The 21201-nt window shown below is 51.3% G+C and carries 12 protein-coding genes, 4 tRNA genes, 2 rRNA genes and 1 pseudogene; 17 read left to right on the top strand and 2 right to left on the bottom strand.

Going from position 1 to position 21201, the window contains the following annotated elements:
- The first annotated feature begins 189 nt into the window (after window positions 1–189).
- The 4 genes from JQN59_RS22740 (at window position 190) to birA (ending at window position 5559) form a co-directional block, all read left to right on the top strand.
- Window positions 190–3097 (top strand): 23S ribosomal RNA (locus JQN59_RS22740).
- Between the two features lie 94 nt (window positions 3098–3191).
- Window positions 3192–3307: ribosomal RNA gene (gene rrf / locus JQN59_RS22735) — 5S ribosomal RNA — on the top strand.
- 264 nt (window positions 3308–3571) lie between these two features.
- Entirely contained in the window at window positions 3572–4600 is a 1029-nt protein-coding gene (murB, locus tag JQN59_RS22730; RefSeq protein ID WP_126319588.1) for a UDP-N-acetylmuramate dehydrogenase, read from the top strand.
- On the top strand, window positions 4597–5559 hold the full coding sequence (birA, locus tag JQN59_RS22725) for a bifunctional biotin--[acetyl-CoA-carboxylase] ligase/biotin operon repressor BirA (RefSeq protein WP_003826969.1): 963 nt from the start codon (window positions 4597–4599) through the stop codon (window positions 5557–5559). The genes murB and birA overlap by 4 nt, the downstream gene beginning before the upstream one ends.
- A 32-nt stretch (window positions 5560–5591) precedes the next feature.
- Here birA and coaA read toward each other — a convergent pair whose 3' ends face one another.
- Window positions 5592–6542 (bottom strand): type I pantothenate kinase, encoded by a 951-nt coding sequence (coaA, locus tag JQN59_RS22720; RefSeq protein WP_003031107.1) that lies wholly within the window; start codon window positions 6540–6542, stop codon window positions 5592–5594.
- Window positions 6543–6831: 289 nt separating this feature from the next.
- Window positions 6832–6912: pseudogene (locus JQN59_RS27055) on the bottom strand (hypothetical protein); the annotation flags it as partial.
- A gap of 19 nt (window positions 6913–6931) precedes the next feature.
- On the opposite strand from JQN59_RS27055, the gene JQN59_RS22715 reads away from it, so the two are divergent.
- From JQN59_RS22715 to rpoC, 13 genes are all read left to right on the top strand, one after another.
- Window positions 6932–7007: transfer RNA gene (locus tag JQN59_RS22715), tRNA-Thr, on the top strand.
- A gap of 8 nt (window positions 7008–7015) precedes the next feature.
- A tRNA-Tyr gene (locus JQN59_RS22710) sits at window positions 7016–7100 on the top strand.
- Window positions 7101–7214: 114 nt separating this feature from the next.
- A tRNA-Gly gene (locus tag JQN59_RS22705) sits at window positions 7215–7289 on the top strand.
- A gap of 5 nt (window positions 7290–7294) precedes the next feature.
- A tRNA-Thr gene (locus JQN59_RS22700) sits at window positions 7295–7370 on the top strand.
- Window positions 7371–7488: 118 nt separating this feature from the next.
- A complete protein-coding gene (gene tuf / locus JQN59_RS22695) occupies window positions 7489–8673 on the top strand; it encodes an elongation factor Tu (RefSeq protein WP_003031109.1) in 1185 nt (394 codons plus the stop codon).
- 230 nt (window positions 8674–8903) lie between these two features.
- Window positions 8904–9287, top strand: coding sequence for a preprotein translocase subunit SecE (secE, locus tag JQN59_RS22690; protein WP_003033128.1), 384 nt, complete (start codon window positions 8904–8906; stop codon window positions 9285–9287).
- Between the two features lies 1 nt (window position 9288).
- Window positions 9289–9834 (top strand): transcription termination/antitermination protein NusG, encoded by a 546-nt coding sequence (nusG, locus tag JQN59_RS22685; RefSeq protein WP_003033125.1) that lies wholly within the window; start codon window positions 9289–9291, stop codon window positions 9832–9834.
- A gap of 154 nt (window positions 9835–9988) precedes the next feature.
- Entirely contained in the window at window positions 9989–10417 is a 429-nt protein-coding gene (gene rplK / locus JQN59_RS22680) for a 50S ribosomal protein L11 (protein WP_003033122.1), read from the top strand.
- A 3-nt stretch (window positions 10418–10420) separates the two neighbouring features.
- A complete protein-coding gene (rplA, locus tag JQN59_RS22675; protein WP_003033119.1) occupies window positions 10421–11128 on the top strand; it encodes a 50S ribosomal protein L1 in 708 nt (235 codons plus the stop codon).
- 418 nt (window positions 11129–11546) lie between these two features.
- Entirely contained in the window at window positions 11547–12044 is a 498-nt protein-coding gene (rplJ, locus tag JQN59_RS22670) for a 50S ribosomal protein L10 (protein ID WP_001207203.1), read from the top strand.
- A 66-nt stretch (window positions 12045–12110) separates the two neighbouring features.
- Window positions 12111–12476, top strand: coding sequence for a 50S ribosomal protein L7/L12 (rplL, locus tag JQN59_RS22665; protein WP_003033114.1), 366 nt, complete (start codon window positions 12111–12113; stop codon window positions 12474–12476).
- A 320-nt stretch (window positions 12477–12796) separates the two neighbouring features.
- Window positions 12797–16825, top strand: a complete 4029-nt coding sequence (gene rpoB, locus JQN59_RS22660; RefSeq protein WP_003033111.1) for a DNA-directed RNA polymerase subunit beta — start codon at window positions 12797–12799, stop codon at window positions 16823–16825.
- Window positions 16826–16901: 76 nt separating this feature from the next.
- On the top strand, window positions 16902–21125 hold the full coding sequence (rpoC, locus tag JQN59_RS22655) for a DNA-directed RNA polymerase subunit beta' (RefSeq protein WP_003826919.1): 4224 nt from the start codon (window positions 16902–16904) through the stop codon (window positions 21123–21125).
- The last annotated feature ends 76 nt before the right edge of the window (window positions 21126–21201 follow it).

Below are 21201 nucleotides of genomic sequence, written 5' to 3'. Positions count from 1 at the left end.
AGAAAACTTCAGAGTGTACCTGAAAAGGTTCACTGCGAAGTTTTGCTCTTTAAAAATCTGGATCAAGCTGAAAATTGAAACGACACACTGTTTCATTTCTCCGTAATAAGAAATGAAAAATGGTGTGTTCGAGTCTCTCAAATTTTTGCAAGTCGATGATGAATCGAAAGAAACATCTTCGGGTTGTGAGGTTAAGCGACTAAGCGTACACGGTGGATGCCCTGGCAGTCAGAGGCGATGAAGGACGTGCTAATCTGCGATAAGCGTCGGTAAGGTGATATGAACCGTTATAACCGGCGATTTCCGAATGGGGAAACCCAGTGTGTTTCGACACACTATCATTACGTGAATACATAGCGTAATGAAGCGAACCGGGGGAACTGAAACATCTAAGTACCCCGAGGAAAAGAAATCAACCGAGATTCCCCCAGTAGCGGCGAGCGAACGGGGAGCAGCCCAGAGTCTGAATCAGCATGTGTGTTAGTGGAAGCGTCTGGAAAGTCGCACGATACAGGGTGAAAGTCCCGTACACAAAAGTGCATGTGTTGTGAACTCGAAGAGTAGGGCGGGACACGTGGTATCCTGTCTGAATATGGGGGGACCATCCTCCAAGGCTAAATACTCCTGACTGACCGATAGTGAACCAGTACCGTGAGGGAAAGGCGAAAAGAACCCCGGCGAGGGGAGTGAAAAAGAACCTGAAACCGTGTACGTACAAGCAGTGGGAGCACCCTTTGGGGTGTGACTGCGTACCTTTTGTATAATGGGTCAGCGACTTATATTCTGTAGCAAGGTTAACCGAATAGGGGAGCCGAAGGGAAACCGAGTCTTAACTGGGCGTTAAGTTGCAGGGTATAGACCCGAAACCCGGTGATCTAGCCATGGGCAGGTTGAAGGTTGGGTAACACTAACTGGAGGACCGAACCGACTAATGTTGAAAAATTAGCGGATGACTTGTGGCTGGGGGTGAAAGGCCAATCAAACCGGGAGATAGCTGGTTCTCCCCGAAAGCTATTTAGGTAGCGCCTCGTGAATTCATCTTCGGGGGTAGAGCACTGTTTCGGCTAGGGGGTCATCCCGACTTACCAACCCGATGCAAACTGCGAATACCGAAGAATGTTATCACGGGAGACACACGGCGGGTGCTAACGTCCGTCGTGAAGAGGGAAACAACCCAGACCGCCAGCTAAGGTCCCAAAGTCATGGTTAAGTGGGAAACGATGTGGGAAGGCACAGACAGCCAGGATGTTGGCTTAGAAGCAGCCATCATTTAAAGAAAGCGTAATAGCTCACTGGTCGAGTCGGCCTGCGCGGAAGATGTAACGGGGCTAAACCATGCACCGAAGCTGCGGCAGCGACACTATGTGTTGTTGGGTAGGGGAGCGTTCTGTAAGCCGTTGAAGGTGTATCGTGAGGTATGCTGGAGGTATCAGAAGTGCGAATGCTGACATAAGTAACGATAATGCGGGTGAAAAACCCGCACGCCGGAAGACCAAGGGTTCCTGTCCAACGTTAATCGGGGCAGGGTGAGTCGACCCCTAAGGCGAGGCCGAAAGGCGTAGTCGATGGGAAACAGGTTAATATTCCTGTACTTGGTGTTACTGCGAAGGGGGGACGGAGAAGGCTATGTTAGCCGGGCGACGGTTGTCCCGGTTTAAGCATGTAGGCGGAGGTTCCAGGTAAATCCGGTACCTTATTAACGCTGAGGTGTGATGACGAGGCACTACGGTGCTGAAGTAACAAATGCCCTGCTTCCAGGAAAAGCCTCTAAGCATCAGGTAACACGAAATCGTACCCCAAACCGACACAGGTGGTCAGGTAGAGAATACCAAGGCGCTTGAGAGAACTCGGGTGAAGGAACTAGGCAAAATGGTGCCGTAACTTCGGGAGAAGGCACGCTGATATGTAGGTGAAGTGGTTTACCCATGGAGCTGAAATCAGTCGAAGATACCAGCTGGCTGCAACTGTTTATTAAAAACACAGCACTGTGCAAACACGAAAGTGGACGTATACGGTGTGACGCCTGCCCGGTGCCGGAAGGTTAATTGATGGGGTTATCCGTAAGGAGAAGCTCTTGATCGAAGCCCCGGTAAACGGCGGCCGTAACTATAACGGTCCTAAGGTAGCGAAATTCCTTGTCGGGTAAGTTCCGACCTGCACGAATGGCGTAATGATGGCCAGGCTGTCTCCACCCGAGACTCAGTGAAATTGAACTCGCTGTGAAGATGCAGTGTACCCGCGGCAAGACGGAAAGACCCCGTGAACCTTTACTATAGCTTGACACTGAACACTGGTCCTTGATGTGTAGGATAGGTGGGAGGCTTTGAAGTGTGGACGCCAGTCTGCATGGAGCCATCCTTGAAATACCACCCTTTAATGGCTGGTGTTCTAACGTAGACCCGTAATCCGGGTTGCGGACAGTGTCTGGTGGGTAGTTTGACTGGGGCGGTCTCCTCCTAAAGAGTAACGGAGGAGCACGAAGGTTAGCTAATCCTGGTCGGACATCAGGAGGTTAGTGCAAAGGCATAAGCTAGCTTGACTGCGAGAGTGACGGCTCGAGCAGGTGCGAAAGCAGGTCTTAGTGATCCGGTGGTTCTGAATGGAAGGGCCATCGCTCAACGGATAAAAGGTACTCCGGGGATAACAGGCTGATACCGCCCAAGAGTTCATATCGACGGCGGTGTTTGGCACCTCGATGTCGGCTCATCACATCCTGGGGCTGAAGTAGGTCCCAAGGGTATGGCTGTTCGCCATTTAAAGTGGTACGCGAGCTGGGTTTAGAACGTCGTGAGACAGTTCGGTCCCTATCTGCCGTGGGCGCTGGAGAATTGAGGGGGGCTGCTCCTAGTACGAGAGGACCGGAGTGGACGCATCACTGGTGTTCGGGTTGTCATGCCAATGGCATTGCCCGGTAGCTAAATGCGGAAGAGATAAGTGCTGAAAGCATCTAAGCACGAAACTTGCCCCGAGATGAGTTCTCCCTGACCCTTTAAGGGTCCTGAAGGAACGTTGAAGACGACGACGTTGATAGGTCGGGTGTGTAAGTGTAGCGATACATTGAGCTAACCGATACTAATGAACCGTGAGGCTTAACCTTACAACGCCGAAGATGTTTTGGCGAAGAGAGATATTTTCAGCCTGATACAGATAACATCGACATGCCCAGGAGGTGTGTTGATAAACAGAATTTGCCTGGCGGCTGTAGCGCGGTGGTCCCACCTGACCCCATGCCGAACTCAGAAGTGAAACGCCGTAGCGCCGATGGTAGTGTGGGGTCTCCCCATGCGAGAGTAGGGAACTGCCAGGCATTAATTAAAGTGAAGAAGCCCATCCTGACGGATGGGCTTTTTTGCGTCTGTGCGGGATGAAAACCGCCGGATGCGGCGTACCGCCTTATCCGGCCTACAGAGGCAGGGCTGAATGTATTTTGTAGGCCTGATAAGCGCAGCGCATCAGGCACATCACAACACCGCACCATCGGGTGCAAAGCAATATCCAAAACCTCCATAACACAAGCCATCCAGCGGTATATGCGGTAAACTAGGCGCGATTTTGCATCAGGAAAGCGTCTATGAATCACTCCCTTAAAGCCTGGAACACCTTCGGTATCGATCAGCAAACGAATGAACTTGTCTGCGCCGAAAATGAACAACAATTACTGAATGCCTGGCAATCAGCCAATGCATCGCATCATCCAGTACTGATTCTGGGCGAAGGGAGCAACGTCCTGTTTCTTGATACCTTCCAGGGTACGGTGATCGTCAACCGTATTAAGGGTATTGAGATTACAGAACAACCTGATGCGTGGCATTTGCACGTAGGTGCGGGTGAAAACTGGCATCATCTGGTCCAGCATACGTTGCAGCTTGGTATGCCTGGCCTGGAAAATCTGGCGCTTATCCCAGGCTGCGTGGGTTCATCGCCAATCCAGAATATTGGTGCCTATGGCGTAGAGCTACAGCGCGTCTGCGAATACGTAGACTGCGTTGAGCTGTCGACTGGCAAACATCTGCGCGTTGGTGCGGCAGAATGTCGCTTTGGTTATCGTGACAGCATCTTCAAACATGAATACCAGGATCGCTTCGCAATTATTGCTGTTGGTTTACGCTTGTCTAAACAGTGGCATCCGGTACTGACCTATGGCGATCTGACGCGCCTGGATCCTACAACGGTGACGCCTCAGCAGGTTTTTGATTCTGTCTGCCATATGCGCACGACAAAACTGCCCGATCCGAAAGTAAACGGTAATGCAGGAAGCTTCTTTAAAAACCCGGTTGTCACCGCAGAGATTGCGCAGGAGCTCCTGGCAAAATTCCCAACAGCACCTCATTACCCGCAGGCTGATGGTTCTGTGAAACTGGCAGCCGGCTGGCTTATCGATCAGTGTCAGCTAAAAGGCATGCGCATTGGTGGCGCAGCGGTACATCAACAGCAGGCTCTGGTGCTGATCAATGCAGACAATGCGACGAGTCAGGATGTGGTGCAACTTGCACACCATGTGCGCCAAAAAGTCGGTGAGAAATTTAATGTCTGGCTCGAACCAGAGGTCCGGTTTATTGGCCCGCAGGGTGAATTGAATGCTGTGGAGATCATTGCATGAAGGATAATACCGTCCCTCTGACGCTTATTTCATTACTCGCTGACGGCGAATTCCATTCCGGTGAGCAGCTCGGTGAAAAGTTGGGAATGAGCCGTGCCGCAATCAATAAGCATGTCCAGACGTTACGCGACTGGGGGGTTGATGTCTTTACTGTTCCAGGTAAAGGATACAGCTTACCGGAGCCTATCCAACTATTAGATGCCTCTCTTATTCATTCTCAACTAGATGGCGGTAATATCACTGTTCTGCCGGTTATCGACTCAACCAATCAGTACCTGATGGATCGAATAGGTCAACTGGAGTCAGGGGATGCCTGCGTCGCTGAATATCAGCAGGCCGGGCGCGGCCGCCGTGGTCGCAAATGGTTTTCACCGTTTGGTGCCAACCTGTACCTTTCCATGTTCTGGCGGCTGGAACAAGGACCGGCTGCCGCGATTGGCCTGAGTCTGGTTATTGGTATCGTCATGGCTGAGGTTTTACGCGATCTGGGCGCAGAGAAGGTACGTGTAAAATGGCCCAACGACCTCTATTTGCTCGACCGTAAGCTGGCAGGGATCCTAGTTGAACTGACCGGTAAGACAGGAGATGCCGCGCAGATTGTTATCGGTGCGGGTATTAATATGTCCATGCGCCGGGTTGAAGAAAATGTGGTGAATCAAGGCTGGATTAACTTGCAGGAAGCGGGCATTAACATTGATCGCAATACCCTTGCTGCCCGACTGATACGTGAGTTGCGTGCTGCGTTAGTGCTCTTTGAGCACGAAGGTTTAGCGCCGTATCTGTCTCGCTGGAAGAGACTGGATAACTTTATCGACCGCCCGGTCAAACTTATTATTGGCGATAAAGAAATATTTGGCATCTCTCGTGGAATAGACGCGCAAGGTGCATTATTGCTTGAACAAAATGGCGAGATCAAACCCTGGATGGGTGGAGAAATATCGCTAAGAAGCGCTGAGTAATAAGAAGGGGAGCTGTTGCTCCCCTTTTTTATTTATTTTCTCAACCTGACTTGCTCAACGGCATGATTGGCACTTTTCGTCATGATTAAGCTTGCTCGCTCACGCGTTGGTAATATATTTTGTTTTAAATTCAGCCAGTTAATCTCTTTCCATAACGATGTGGCGGTGTTGATAGCCTCATCTTCTGATAATTTTGCATAGTTATGGAAATAAGAGTCCGGGTTGGTAAACGCCCCTTCACGGAATTTCAGGAAACGGTTGATATACCACGTCTGGAGTAATTCTTCTGGCGCATCAACATAAATAGAAAAGTCGACAAAGTCAGAAACAAATACATGATGCGGATCGTGAGGATAGTCCATCCCGCTTTGTAATACATTTAGCCCTTCGAGTATTAATATGTCGGGCTGGGCAACGGTTTTGTCGCCATCAGGGATCACATCATAGATGAGATGGGAATAGACCGGCGCCGTGACGTTAGGTACGCCTGATTTCAGATCGGAAACGAATTTAACCAAGCGATGCATATCATAGGACTGGGGGAAGCCTTTCTTCTTCATCAGTCCACGATCTTTCAATACCTGGTTAGGGTGGAGAAAGCCATCGGTAGTAATCAACTCAACCTTGCGATGCTCGGGCCAGCGACTGAGCAAAGCCTGCAAAACACGCGCAGTCGTACTTTTACCGACGGCGACGCTGCCAGCAATGCTAATAATATAAGGAATACGCTCGCCATTCGTGCCTAAAAATTGCTCCAGCACGGCCTGACGTCGCAGGTTCGAACTGATGTAAAAGTTTAGCAAACGCGAGAGAGGCAAATAAATCTCGGCAACTTCTTCCAGCGATAAGTCTTCGTTAATGCCTTTAAGACGAGCAATCTCTTCCTCGGTCAGGGTCATCGGCACGGAATCACGAAGCGCAGCCCACTGGTTGCGATCAAACTGTAGGTAAGGCGACGTTAACGCTTGCTCTTTTATACTCATACGCATGGTCTGGCTGTCATTGCTATATCAGGTCTGCGGTAAAAAACGAAATCATCCCGGTACGCAATGGCACGCACATTTCAGTTAATTTGGACAATGGGCAGGAGGGTAACACCAGATGGGGGGGAATAATAAGAAAAAATCATCCTCTGAAATGCAATGTGACGGGTATTCCAGATGTATAAAGATGTGCTTTCTCTCTATCAAAGCGTACCTGCCGGAGCAAAATTCCTCCCAGAGGAGGCACGTGACGTTGGAAATTTGTCCAATCCAAAGAGGAAATAGATTATTTATCGGTCGTATAGTGCAAAATGTGAGCGATAGAACATTTTATGCAATTTTTTAGTTGCATGAGTGCGCGTGTCTCCATAAAATGCGCGCTACTTGATGCCGACTTAGCTCAGTAGGTAGAGCAACTGACTTGTAATCAGTAGGTCACCAGTTCGATTCCGGTAGTCGGCACCATCAAGTCCGGTGGGGTTCCCGAGCGGCCAAAGGGAGCAGACTGTAAATCTGCCGTCACAGACTTCGAAGGTTCGAATCCTTCCCCCACCACCACTTTCTGGCAGCGTTATCGCCGCCTGAGTTGATTAAAAAATTAATCAGCTCGAACAGAAAAGAGAGAAATCTCTTTTTTGTTGCAGAAAGAACTGGGTAGCCGAGTTTCAGGATGCGGGCATCGTATAATGGCTATTACCTCAGCCTTCCAAGCTGATGATGCGGGTTCGATTCCCGCTGCCCGCTCCAGACGTGCTGATATGGCTCAGTTGGTAGAGCGCACCCTTGGTAAGGGTGAGGTCCCCAGTTCGACTCTGGGTATCAGCACCACTTCACTTCTCCTTCCCGTTTCTCTCTGTTTACTTTTAAAAGCATTCAACAGCTCAGGTATATTGCCTGGTTGATGTGGTGATATCACCGATTTATCCGTGTCTTAGAGGGACAATCGATGTCTAAAGAAAAATTTGAACGTACTAAACCGCACGTTAACGTCGGTACTATCGGCCACGTTGACCATGGTAAAACAACGCTGACCGCTGCAATCACTACCGTACTGGCTAAAACCTACGGCGGTGCTGCTCGTGCATTCGACCAGATCGATAACGCGCCGGAAGAAAAAGCTCGTGGTATCACCATCAACACTTCTCACGTTGAATATGACACCCCGACTCGCCACTACGCACACGTAGACTGCCCGGGCCACGCCGACTATGTTAAAAACATGATCACCGGTGCTGCGCAGATGGACGGCGCGATCCTGGTTGTTGCTGCGACTGACGGCCCGATGCCGCAGACTCGTGAGCACATCCTGCTGGGTCGTCAGGTAGGCGTTCCGTACATCATCGTGTTCCTGAACAAATGCGACATGGTTGATGACGAAGAGCTGCTGGAACTGGTAGAAATGGAAGTTCGTGAACTTCTGTCTCAGTACGATTTCCCGGGCGACGACACTCCGATCGTTCGTGGTTCTGCTCTGAAAGCGCTGGAAGGCGAAGCAGAGTGGGAAGCGAAAATCATCGAACTGGCTGGCTTCCTGGATTCTTACATCCCAGAACCAGAGCGTGCGATTGACAAGCCGTTCCTGCTGCCTATCGAAGACGTATTCTCCATCTCCGGTCGTGGTACCGTTGTTACCGGTCGTGTAGAGCGCGGTATCATCAAAGTTGGTGAAGAAGTTGAAATCGTTGGTATCAAAGAGACTGCTAAGTCTACCTGTACTGGCGTTGAAATGTTCCGCAAACTGCTGGACGAAGGCCGTGCTGGTGAGAACGTTGGTGTTCTGCTGCGTGGTATCAAACGTGAAGAAATCGAACGTGGTCAGGTACTGGCTAAGCCGGGCTCTATCAAGCCGCACACCAAGTTCGAATCTGAAGTGTACATTCTGTCCAAAGACGAAGGCGGCCGTCATACTCCGTTCTTCAAAGGCTACCGTCCGCAGTTCTACTTCCGTACTACTGACGTGACTGGTACCATCGAACTGCCAGAAGGCGTAGAGATGGTAATGCCGGGCGACAACATCAAAATGGTTGTTACCCTGATCCACCCAATCGCGATGGACGACGGTCTGCGTTTCGCAATCCGTGAAGGCGGCCGTACTGTTGGTGCGGGCGTTGTTGCCAAAGTAATGAGCTAATTGCCGAATAACATTTGACGCAATGCGCAATAAAAGGGCATCATTTGATGCCCTTTTTGCACGCTTTCACACCAGAACCTGGCTCATCAGTGATTTTTTTTGTCATAATCATTGCTGAGACAGGCTCTGAAGAGGGCGTTTAGTCCGAAACGCACCAGAGCATTTCGGTTTGGATCGCCTCGCTTACGCGGGGTGAAAATGTTTGTAGAATACTTCTGACAGGTTGGTTTATGAGTGCGAATACCGAAGCTCAAGGAAGCGGGCGCGGCCTGGAAGCGATGAAGTGGGTTGTTGTCGCTGTATTGCTGCTTGTAGCTATCGTTGGCAACTACCTCTATCGTGACATGATGCTGCCGCTGCGTGCGCTGGCCGTAGTGATTCTGATTGCCGCAGCGGGTGGTGTCGCGCTGTTGACAACAAAAGGTAAAGCGACCGTTGCTTTTGCCCGTGAAGCGAGAACCGAAGTCCGTAAGGTCATTTGGCCAACTCGCCAGGAAACATTGCACACCACATTAATTGTGGCTGCGGTTACCGCAGTAATGTCACTGATCCTGTGGGGACTGGATGGTATTCTGGTTCGCCTGGTATCCTTTATCACTGGCCTGAGGTTCTAAGATGTCTGAAGCCCCTAAAAAGCGCTGGTACGTCGTTCAGGCGTTTTCCGGTTTTGAAGGCCGCGTAGCCACGTCGCTGCGCGAATATATCAAGTTACAAAATATGGAAGAGCTGTTTGGCGAAGTCATGGTGCCGACCGAAGAAGTGGTCGAAATCCGTGGTGGCCAGCGTCGCAAGAGCGAACGTAAATTCTTCCCGGGCTATGTACTGGTCCAGATGGTGATGAATGACGCAAGCTGGCACCTGGTGCGCAGCGTGCCGCGTGTGATGGGCTTTATCGGCGGTACATCTGACCGTCCGGCGCCGATCAGCGACAAAGAAGTTGATGCGATCATGAACCGTCTGCAGCAGGTTGGCGATAAACCGCGTCCGAAAACGATGTTTGAGCCAGGTGAAATGGTTCGCGTTAGTGACGGTCCATTTGCTGACTTTAACGGCGTGGTTGAAGAAGTGGACTACGAGAAGTCCCGCCTGAAAGTCTCTGTTTCTATCTTCGGTCGTGCGACCCCGGTAGAACTGGACTTTGCCCAGGTAGAAAAAGCCTAAACAGCGATCAAAAAAGCGGCGATTTAATCGTTGCACAAGGCGCGAGATTGGAATACAATTTCGCGCCTTTTGTTTTTATGGGCCCTGTCCGTAAAACGAATTTAATCACGGGGAGCCTCCTTGAGGCGCTATAACCCAACTAGAGGAATTTAGAATGGCTAAGAAAGTCCAGGCCTACGTCAAGCTGCAGGTTGCAGCTGGTATGGCTAACCCGAGTCCGCCGGTAGGTCCAGCACTGGGTCAACAAGGCGTGAACATCATGGAATTCTGCAAAGCGTTCAACGCAAAAACTGATTCCATGGAAAAAGGTCTGCCGATCCCGGTTGTTATCACCGTTTACGCTGACCGTTCTTTCACTTTCGTTACCAAAACGCCTCCGGCAGCAGTTCTGCTGAAGAAAGCGGCTGGTATCAAGTCTGGTTCCGGCAAGCCGAACAAAGACAAAGTGGGTAAAATTTCCCGCGCTCAGCTGCAGGAAATCGCGCAGACCAAAGCTGCCGACATGACTGGTTCCGACATTGAAGCGATGACTCGCTCCATTGAAGGTACTGCACGTTCCATGGGCCTGGTAGTGGAGGACTAAGAAATGGCTAAACTGACCAAGCGTATGCGCGTGATCCGTGACAAAGTTGATGCAACTAAACAGTACGACATCAACGAAGCTATTGCTCTGCTGAAAGAGCTGGCCACTGCTAAATTCGTAGAAAGCGTAGACGTTGCCGTTAACCTCGGCATCGACGCTCGTAAATCTGACCAGAACGTACGTGGTGCAACTGTACTGCCGCACGGTACTGGCCGTTCCGTTCGCGTAGCCGTATTTGCCCAGGGCGCAAACGCTGAAGCTGCTAAAGCTGCAGGCGCTGAGCTGGTAGGTATGGAAGATCTGGCTGACCAGATCAAGAAAGGCGAAATGAACTTTGACGTTGTTATTGCTTCCCCGGATGCAATGCGCGTTGTTGGCCAGCTGGGTCAGGTTCTGGGCCCGCGCGGCCTGATGCCAAACCCGAAAGTTGGTACTGTAACCCCTAACGTTGCTGAAGCAGTTAAGAACGCTAAAGCAGGTCAGGTTCGTTACCGTAACGACAAAAACGGCATCATCCACACCACCATCGGTAAAGTGGATTTTGACGCTGACAAACTGAAAGAAAACCTGGAATCTCTGCTGGTTGCGCTGAAAAAAGCGAAACCGACTCAGGCTAAAGGCGTGTACATCAAGAAAGTTAGCATCTCCACCACCATGGGTGCTGGTGTTGCCGTTGATCAGTCCGGTCTGACTGCGACTGTGGCGAACTAATATTCGCCTTTACGTGGGCGGTGATTTTGTCTACAATCTTACCCCCACGTTTCTGTTTAAATAAACAGAACTCTATGCGAGTCATTTGAATTGTAGCAAGGCAGCAATTGAGTGAATCGCCGGGAGTGTAGTTAACTACATGACCGGTGTGAACGAGAGCAGCTAACGCGGTTACAGTTCAAAGGGCGAAGTCATAGACAAGATTTGTTCGTTGGAGCCTGGCCTATCCAGGCCTCCGTCGAAGACCGCAGGTGTTTCGTAAGAAACTTAATGCCCTGCGTAGACGGTGACAGAACGCTAAGATTATTTCTGATACTCTGGCTTGTTTCTGCTCACCGTATTTAGACGCTCTTTCCGTTGGGGAGAGTGAAGTGAGTTCCGGAACATGAGTTCCGGCAAACATCCAGGAGCAAAGCTAATGGCTTTAAATCTTCAAGACAAACAAGCGATTGTTGCTGAAGTCAGCGAAGTAGCCAAAGGCGCGCTGTCTGCAGTAGTTGCGGATTCCCGTGGCGTAACTGTAGATAAAATGACTGAACTGCGTAAAGCAGGTCGTGAAGCTGGCGTATACATGCGTGTTGTTCGTAACACCCTGCTGCGCCGCGTCGTTGAAGGTACTCAGTTCGAGTGCCTGAAAGACACGTTTGTTGGTCCGACCCTGATTGCATACTCTATGGAACACCCGGGCGCTGCTGCTCGTCTGTTCAAAGAGTTCGCGAAAGCGAATGCAAAATTTGAGGTCAAAGCCGCAGCCTTTGAAGGTGAATTGATCCCGGCATCGCAAATCGATCGCCTGGCAACTCTGCCGACCTACGAAGAAGCAATTGCACGCCTGATGGCAACCATGAAAGAAGCTTCGGCTGGCAAACTGGTTCGTACTCTGGCTGCTGTACGCGATGCGAAAGAAGCTGCTTAATCGCAGTTATCTTTCTCAAGCATCTGCTTACGTATAAACTTATTCTGATTTTCAGGAACAATTTAAATGTCTATCACTAAAGATCAAATCATTGAAGCAGTATCCGCTATGTCCGTAATGGACGTTGTAGAACTGATCTCTGCAATGGAAGAAAAATTCGGTGTTTCCGCTGCTGCTGCTGTAGCTGTAGCTGCTGGCCCGGCTGAAGCTGCTGAAGAAAAAACTGAATTCGACGTAATTCTGAAAGCTGCTGGCGCTAACAAAGTTGCTGTAATCAAAGCAGTACGTGGCGCAACTGGCCTGGGTCTGAAAGAAGCTAAAGACCTGGTAGAATCTGCTCCGGCTGCCCTGAAAGAAGGCATCAGCAAAGACGACGCAGAAGCACTGAAAAAATCTCTGGAAGAAGCTGGCGCTGAAGTTGAAGTTAAATAAGCCAACTTTTCTGGTTGCAGCCTAAGAAATTAGGCTGATGGCTGGTGACTTTTTAGTCACCAGCCTTTTTGCGCTGTAAGGCGCCAGTAGCATTTCACACTGTTTGACTACTGCTGTGCCTTTCAATGCTTGTTTCTATCGACGTCTTAATATACTGCGACAGAGCATCAGTTCTGTGTAAATCGCAATGAAATGGTTTAAGCGTGATAGCAACAGGCATTGCGGAAAGTATTCGATTTTCCGGTCAACAAAATAGTGTTGCACAAACTGTCCCTTCGTCGGACAGATGGGTCGACTTGTCAGCGAGCTGAGGAACCCTAATGGTTTACTCCTATACCGAGAAAAAACGTATTCGTAAGGATTTTGGTAAACGTCCACAAGTGTTGGACATACCTTATCTCCTTTCTATCCAGCTTGACTCGTTTCAGAAGTTCATCGAGCAAGATCCTGAAGGGCAGTATGGTCTGGAAGCAGCTTTCCGTTCCGTTTTCCCGATTCAGAGCTACAGCGGTAATTCCGAGCTGCAATACGTCAGCTACCGCCTTGGCGAACCGGTGTTTGACGTTCAGGAATGTCAGATCCGTGGCGTGACCTATTCCGCACCGCTGCGCGTAAAACTGCGTCTGGTGATCTACGAGCGCGAAGCGCCGGAAGGCACCGTAAAAGACATTAAAGAACAAGAAGTCTACATGGGCGAAATTCCGCTCATGACTGACAACGGTACTTTTGTAATCAATGGTACTGAGCGTGTTATCGTTTCTCAGCTGCACCGTAGTCCTGGCGTCTTCTTTGACTCCGACAAAGGTAAAACCCACTCTTCGGGTAAAGTGCTGTATAACGCGCGCATCATCCCTTACCGTGGTTCCTGGCTGGACTTCGAATTCGATCCGAAGGACAACCTGTTCGTACGTATTGACCGTCGCCGTAAACTGCCTGCGACCATTATTCTGCGTGCACTGAACTACACCACTGAGCAGATCCTTGACCTGTTCTTTGAAAAAGTTGTTTTCGAAATTCGCGACAACAAGCTGCAGATGGAACTGGTGCCGGAACGCCTGCGTGGTGAAACCGCTTCCTTTGACATTGAAGCTAACGGCAAAGTCTACGTCGAAAAAGGCCGTCGCATCACTGCGCGCCACATTCGCCAACTGGAAAAAGACGATATCAAACATATCGAAGTTCCGGTTGAATACATTGCTGGTAAAGTTGCGGCTAAAGACTACGTTGACGAATCTACTGGCGAGCTGATCTGCGCAGCTAACATGGAGCTGAGCCTGGATCTGCTGGCTAAGCTGAGCCAGTCTGGTCACAAGCGTATCGAAACGCTGTTCACTAACGATCTGGATCACGGTCCGTACATTTCTGAAACTGTACGTGTTGACCCAACCAACGATCGTCTGAGCGCACTGGTAGAAATCTACCGCATGATGCGTCCTGGTGAGCCGCCGACTCGTGAAGCTGCTGAAAGCCTGTTCGAGAACCTGTTCTTCTCCGAAGACCGCTATGACCTGTCTGCGGTTGGTCGTATGAAGTTCAACCGTTCTCTGCTGCGCGACGAAATCGAAGGTTCCGGTATCCTGAGCAAAGACGACATCATCGAAGTGATGAAGAAGCTCATCGATATCCGTAACGGTAAAGGCGAAGTCGATGATATCGACCACCTCGGCAACCGTCGTATCCGTTCCGTAGGCGAAATGGCGGAAAACCAGTTCCGCGTTGGCCTGGTACGTGTTGAGCGTGCGGTGAAAGAGCGTCTGTCTCTGGGCGATCTGGATACCCTGATGCCTCAGGATATGATCAACGCCAAGCCGATTTCTGCAGCAGTGAAAGAGTTCTTTGGTTCCAGCCAGCTGTCTCAGTTTATGGACCAGAACAACCCGCTGTCTGAGATTACGCACAAACGTCGTATCTCCGCACTCGGCCCAGGCGGTCTGACCCGTGAACGCGCAGGCTTCGAAGTTCGAGACGTACACCCGACTCACTACGGTCGCGTATGTCCAATCGAAACGCCTGAAGGTCCGAACATCGGTCTGATCAACTCCCTGTCCGTGTATGCACAGACTAACGAATACGGCTTCCTCGAGACTCCGTATCGTAAAGTGACCGACGGTGTTGTAACTGACGAAATTCATTACCTATCTGCTATCGAAGAAGGCAACTACGTTATCGCTCAGGCGAACTCCAACCTGGATGACGAAGGCCACTTTGTAGAAGATCTGGTTACCTGCCGTAGCAAAGGCGAATCCAGCTTGTTCAGCCGCGACCAGGTTGACTACATGGACGTATCCACCCAGCAGGTGGTATCCGTCGGTGCGTCCCTGATCCCGTTCCTGGAACACGATGACGCCAACCGTGCATTGATGGGTGCGAACATGCAACGTCAGGCGGTTCCGACTCTGCGCGCTGATAAGCCGCTGGTTGGTACCGGTATGGAACGTGCTGTTGCCGTTGACTCCGGTGTTACTGCAGTTGCTAAACGTGGCGGTACTGTTCAGTACGTGGATGCTTCCCGTATCGTTATCAAAGTTAACGAAGACGAGATGTACCCGGGCGAAGCAGGTATCGACATTTATAACCTGACCAAATACACCCGTTCTAACCAGAACACCTGTATCAACCAGATGCCTTGCGTATCTCTGGGCGAGCCGGTTGAACGTGGTGATGTGCTGGCAGACGGTCCGTCCACCGACCTCGGTGAACTGGCGCTGGGTCAGAACATGCGCGTGGCATTCATGCCATGGAATGGTTACAACTTCGAAGACTCCATCCTCGTATCCGAGCGTGTTGTCCAGGAAGACCGTTTCACCACCATCCACATTCAGGAACTGGCATGTGTGTCCCGTGACACCAAGCTGGGGCCAGAAGAGATCACCGCTGACATCCCGAACGTGGGTGAAGCTGCGCTCTCCAAACTGGATGAATCCGGTATCGTTTATATCGGTGCGGAAGTGACCGGTGGCGACATTCTGGTTGGTAAGGTAACGCCGAAAGGTGAAACCCAACTGACGCCAGAAGAGAAGCTGCTGCGTGCGATCTTCGGTGAGAAAGCGTCTGACGTTAAAGACTCTTCTCTGCGCGTGCCAAACGGTGTTTCCGGTACGATTATCGACGTTCAGGTCTTTACTCGCGATGGCGTAGAAAAAGACAAACGTGCGCTGGAAATCGAAGAGATGCAGCTGAAGCAGGCGAAAAAAGACCTGTCTGAAGAACTGCAGATCCTCGAAGCTGGCCTGTTCAGCCGTATCTACGCAGTGCTGGTTTCCGGTGGTGTTGAAGCTGAGAAGCTCGACAAACTGCCGCGTGACCGCTGGTTAGAACTCGGCCTGACCGACGAAGAGAAACAGAATCAGCTGGAACAACTGGCTGAGCAGTACGACGAACTGAAACACGAATTCGAGAAAAAACTCGAAGCGAAACGCCGTAAAATCACTCAGGGCGACGATCTGGCACCGGGCGTGCTGAAGATTGTTAAGGTGTATCTGGCGGTTAAACGTCGGATCCAGCCTGGTGATAAGATGGCAGGTCGTCACGGTAACAAGGGTGTAATCTCTAAGATCAACCCGATCGAAGATATGCCACACGATGCTAACGGTACGCCGGTAGATATCGTACTGAACCCGCTGGGCGTACCATCGCGTATGAACATCGGTCAGATCCTTGAAACCCACCTGGGTATGGCTGCAAAAGGTATCGGCGATAAGATCAACGCCATGCTGAAACAGCAGCAAGAAGTCGCGAAACTGCGCGAATTCATCCAGCGTGCTTACGATCTGGGTTCAGATGTTCGTCAGAAAGTTGACCTGAATACCTTCAGCGATGAAGAAGTTCTGCGTCTGGCTGAAAACCTGAAAAAAGGTATGCCGATCGCAACGCCGGTATTCGACGGTGCGAAAGAGTCTGAAATCAAGGAACTGTTACAGCTGGGTGGCCTGCCGACTTCCGGTCAGATCACACTGTTCGACGGTCGTACCGGTGAGCAGTTCGAGCGCCAGGTTACCGTTGGCTACATGTACATGCTGAAACTGAACCACCTGGTTGATGACAAGATGCATGCGCGTTCTACCGGTTCTTACAGCCTGGTTACTCAGCAGCCGCTGGGTGGTAAGGCGCAGTTCGGTGGTCAGCGCTTCGGGGAGATGGAAGTGTGGGCGCTGGAAGCATATGGCGCAGCATACACCCTGCAGGAAATGCTCACCGTTAAGTCTGATGACGTGAACGGTCGTACTAAGATGTATAAAAACATCGTGGACGGCAACCATCAGATGGAACCAGGCATGCCGGAATCCTTCAACGTACTGTTGAAAGAGATTCGTTCGCTGGGTATCAACATCGAGCTGGAAGACGAGTAACTCTCGATCAAACAGGTCACTGGTGCTGGCGTAACAGCCAGCGCCAGATTGTGCTAACTCCGACGGGAGCAAATCCGTGAAAGATTTATTAAAGTTTCTGAAAGCGCAGACTAAAACCGAAGAGTTTGATGCGATCAAAATTGCTCTGGCCTCGCCAGACATGATCCGTTCATGGTCTTTCGGTGAAGTTAAGAAGCCGGAAACCATTAACTACCGTACGTTCAAACCTGAACGTGACGGCCTTTTCTGCGCCCGTATCTTTGGGCCGGTAAAAGACTATGAGTGCCTGTGCGGTAAGTACAAGCGCCTGAAACACCGTGGTGTGATCTGTGAGAAGTGCGGCGTTGAAGTGACCCAGACCAAAGTACGCCGTGAGCGTATGGGCCACATCGAGCTGGCGTCTCCGACCGCTCACATCTGGTTCCTGAAATCTCTGCCGTCCCGTATCGGTTTGCTGCTCGATATGCCGCTGCGCGATATCGAACGTGTACTGTACTTCGAATCCTATGTTGTTATCGAAGGCGGTATGACTAACCTGGAACGTCAACAGATTCTGACTGAAGAGCAGTATCTGGACGCGCTGGAAGAGTTCGGTGACGAATTCGACGCGAAGATGGGTGCGGAAGCTATTCAGGCCCTGCTGAAGAGCATGGATCTGGAGCAAGAGTGTGAAACTCTGCGCGAAGAGCTGAACGAAACCAACTCCGAAACCAAGCGTAAGAAGCTGACCAAGCGTATCAAACTGCTGGAAGCCTTCGTACAGTCTGGCAACAAGCCAGAGTGGATGATCCTGACCGTTCTGCCGGTTCTGCCGCCAGATCTGCGTCCGCTGGTTCCGCTGGATGGTGGTCGTTTCGCAACATCGGATCTGAACGATCTGTATCGTCGCGTTATCAACCGTAACAACCGTCTGAAGCGTCTGCTGGATCTGGCTGCGCCGGACATCATCGTACGCAACGAAAAACGTATGCTGCAGGAAGCGGTTGACGCCCTGCTGGATAACGGTCGTCGCGGTCGTGCGATCACCGGTTCTAACAAACGTCCTCTGAAATCTTTGGCCGACATGATCAAAGGTAAGCAGGGTCGTTTCCGTCAGAACCTGCTCGGTAAGCGTGTTGACTACTCCGGTCGTTCTGTAATCACCGTAGGTCCATACCTGCGTCTGCATCAGTGCGGTCTGCCGAAGAAAATGGCACTGGAACTGTTCAAACCGTTCATCTACGGCAAGCTGGAACTGCGTGGCCTGGCCACCACCATCAAAGCCGCTAAGAAAATGGTTGAGCGTGAAGAAGCTGTCGTTTGGGATATCCTGGACGAAGTTATCCGCGAACACCCGGTACTGCTGAACCGTGCACCAACACTGCACCGTCTGGGTATCCAGGCATTTGAACCGGTACTGATCGAAGGTAAAGCTATCCAGCTGCACCCGCTGGTTTGTGCGGCATATAACGCCGACTTCGATGGTGACCAGATGGCTGTTCACGTACCGCTGACGCTGGAAGCCCAGCTCGAAGCGCGTGCGCTGATGATGTCTACCAACAACATCCTGTCTCCGGCGAACGGCGAACCTATCATCGTTCCGTCTCAGGACGTTGTATTGGGTCTGTACTACATGACCCGTGACTGTGTTAACGCCAAAGGCGAAGGCATGGTGCTGACTGGCCCGAAAGAAGCTGAGCGTATCTATCGCGCAGGTCTGGCCTCTCTGCATGCGCGCGTTAAAGTGCGTATCACCGAATATGAAAAAGATGAAAACGGCGAATTCGTTGCGAAAACCAGCCTGAAAGACACGACCGTTGGCCGTGCCATTCTGTGGATGATCGTACCGAAAGGTCTGCCTTTCTCCATCGTCAACCAGGCGCTGGGCAAGAAAGCTATCTCCAAAATGCTGAACACCTGTTACCGCATTCTGGGCCTGAAGCCGACCGTTATCTTCGCTGACCAGACAATGTACACCGGCTTTGCATATGCAGCGCGTTCAGGTGCATCTGTTGGTATTGATGACATGGTCATCCCAGAGAAGAAACACGAGATCATCTCTGAAGCGGAAGCTGAAGTTGCTGAGATCCAGGAGCAGTTCCAGTCTGGTCTGGTAACCGCAGGCGAACGCTATAACAAAGTTATCGATATCTGGGCTGCGGCGAACGATCGTGTATCCAAAGCGATGATGGATAACCTGCAAACCGAAACCGTTATTAACCGTGACGGCGTAGAAGAGCAGCAGGTTTCCTTCAACAGCATCTACATGATGGCCGACTCCGGTGCGCGTGGTTCTGCAGCACAGATTCGTCAGCTGGCCGGTATGCGTGGTCTGATGGCGAAGCCAGATGGCTCCATCATCGAAACGCCAATCACCGCGAACTTCCGTGAAGGTCTGAACGTACTCCAGTACTTCATCTCTACTCACGGTGCTCGTAAAGGTCTGGCGGATACCGCACTGAAAACAGCGAACTCCGGTTATCTGACTCGTCGTCTGGTTGACGTCGCGCAGGACCTGGTTGTTACTGAAGACGATTGCGGCACTCTGGAAGGCATCACCATGACCCCGGTTATCGAGGGTGGTGATGTTAAAGAGCCGCTGCGCGATCGCGTTCTGGGTCGTGTAACTGCTGAAGACGTTCTGAAGCCGGGTACGGCGGATATTCTGGTTCCACGCAACACGCTGCTGCACGAACAGTGGTGTGATCTGCTGGAAGAGAACTCCGTTGACTCCGTTAAAGTCCGTTCCGTTGTATCTTGTGACACCGACTTTGGTGTATGTGCGCACTGCTACGGTCGTGACCTGGCGCGTGGCCACATCATCAACAAAGGTGAAGCAATCGGCGTTATCGCGGCACAGTCCATCGGTGAACCGGGTACACAGCTGACGATGCGTACGTTCCACATCGGTGGTGCGGCATCTCGTGCGGCTGCTGAATCCAGCATCCAGGTGAAAAACAAAGGTAGCATCCGTCTGAGCAACGCGAAGTCGGTTGTGAACTCCAGCGGTAAACTGGTTATCACCTCACGTAACACCGAACTGAAACTGATCGACGAATTCGGCCGTACCAAAGAAAGCTATAAAGTGCCTTACGGCTCCGTTATGGCGAAAGGTGATGGCGAACAGGTTGCTGGCGGCGAAACCGTAGCAAACTGGGATCCGCATACCATGCCGGTTATCACCGAAGTGAGTGGTTTTGTCCGCTTCACTGACATGATCGACGGCCAGACCATTACTCGTCAGACCGACGAGCTGACCGGTCTGTCTTCTCTGGTGGTTCTGGATTCTGCAGAGCGTACTGCGGGTGGTAAAGACCTGCGTCCGGCACTGAAAATTGTTGATGCTCAGGGCAACGACGTTCTGATCCCAGGCACCGATATGCCTGCTCAGTACTTCCTGCCGGGTAAAGCGATTGTTCAGTTGGAAGATGGCGTACAGATCAGCTCTGGTGACACCCTGGCGCGTGTTCCGCAGGAATCCGGCGGTACCAAGGATATCACCGGTGGTCTGCCGCGCGTTGCGGACCTGTTCGAAGCACGTCGTCCGAAAGAGCCGGCAATCCTGGCTGAAATCAGCGGCATCATTTCCTTCGGTAAAGAAACCAAAGGTAAACGTCGTCTGGTTATCACCCCGGTAGACGGTAGCGAACCGTACGAAGAGATGATTCCGAAATGGCGTCAGCTCAACGTGTTCGAAGGTGAACGTGTAGAACGTGGTGACGTGGTTTCCGACGGTCCGGAAGCGCCGCACGACATCCTGCGTCTGCGTGGTGTGCATGCTGTAACTCGTTACATCGTTAACGAAGTTCAGGACGTATACCGTCTGCAGGGTGTTAAGATTAACGATAAACACATCGAAGTTATCGTTCGTCAGATGCTGCGTAAAGCCACCATCGAAAGCGCTGGTAGCTCCGATTTCCTGGAAGGCGAGCAGGTTGAATACTCCCGCGTCAAGATCGCAAACCGCGAGCTGGAAGCGAACGGCAAAGTGGGTGCAACGTTCTCCCGCGATCTGCTGGGTATCACCAAAGCGTCTCTGGCAACCGAGTCCTTCATCTCTGCAGCATCGTTCCAGGAAACCACGCGTGTCCTGACCGAAGCAGCTGTTGCAGGTAAACGTGATGAACTGCGCGGTCTGAAAGAGAACGTCATCGTAGGTCGTCTGATCCCGGCAGGTACTGGTTATGCGTACCACCAGGATCGTATGCGCCGTCGCGCAGCGGGCGAACTGCCAGCTGCACCGCAGGTAACTGCTGAAGATGCGTCTGCTAGCCTGGCAGAACTGCTGAACGCAGGCCTGGGCGGTTCTGACAACGATTAATCGTTGCCGACCATAATAAAAAACCCGCTTCGGCGGGTTTTTTTATGTCTATGTTATTTCTGATGGCGCTTATCAG

The sequence above is a fragment of the Citrobacter sp. B72 genome (assembly GCF_016894305.1).
Classification (GTDB): domain Bacteria; phylum Pseudomonadota; class Gammaproteobacteria; order Enterobacterales; family Enterobacteriaceae; genus Citrobacter; species Citrobacter portucalensis.
Note: the sequence above shows the minus strand (reverse complement) of the source record. Positions and strands in the feature narration are given on the sequence as shown.

Coding starts and splice junctions, on each gene's coding strand:
- tuf (WP_003031109.1), top strand. CDS start 7,489: ATGTCTAAAGAAAAATTTGAACGTACTAAACCGCACGTTAACGTCGGT.
- nusG (WP_003033125.1), top strand. CDS start 9,289: ATGTCTGAAGCCCCTAAAAAGCGCTGGTACGTCGTTCAGGCGTTTTCC.
- rplK (WP_003033122.1), top strand. CDS start 9,989: ATGGCTAAGAAAGTCCAGGCCTACGTCAAGCTGCAGGTTGCAGCTGGT.
- birA (WP_003826969.1), top strand. CDS start 4,597: ATGAAGGATAATACCGTCCCTCTGACGCTTATTTCATTACTCGCTGAC.
- murB (WP_126319588.1), top strand. CDS start 3,572: ATGAATCACTCCCTTAAAGCCTGGAACACCTTCGGTATCGATCAGCAA.
- coaA (WP_003031107.1), bottom strand. CDS start 6,542: ATGAGTATAAAAGAGCAAGCGTTAACGTCGCCTTACCTACAGTTTGAT.
- rplL (WP_003033114.1), top strand. CDS start 12,111: ATGTCTATCACTAAAGATCAAATCATTGAAGCAGTATCCGCTATGTCC.
- secE (WP_003033128.1), top strand. CDS start 8,904: ATGAGTGCGAATACCGAAGCTCAAGGAAGCGGGCGCGGCCTGGAAGCG.
- rpoB (WP_003033111.1), top strand. CDS start 12,797: ATGGTTTACTCCTATACCGAGAAAAAACGTATTCGTAAGGATTTTGGT.
- rplJ (WP_001207203.1), top strand. CDS start 11,547: ATGGCTTTAAATCTTCAAGACAAACAAGCGATTGTTGCTGAAGTCAGC.
- rplA (WP_003033119.1), top strand. CDS start 10,421: ATGGCTAAACTGACCAAGCGTATGCGCGTGATCCGTGACAAAGTTGAT.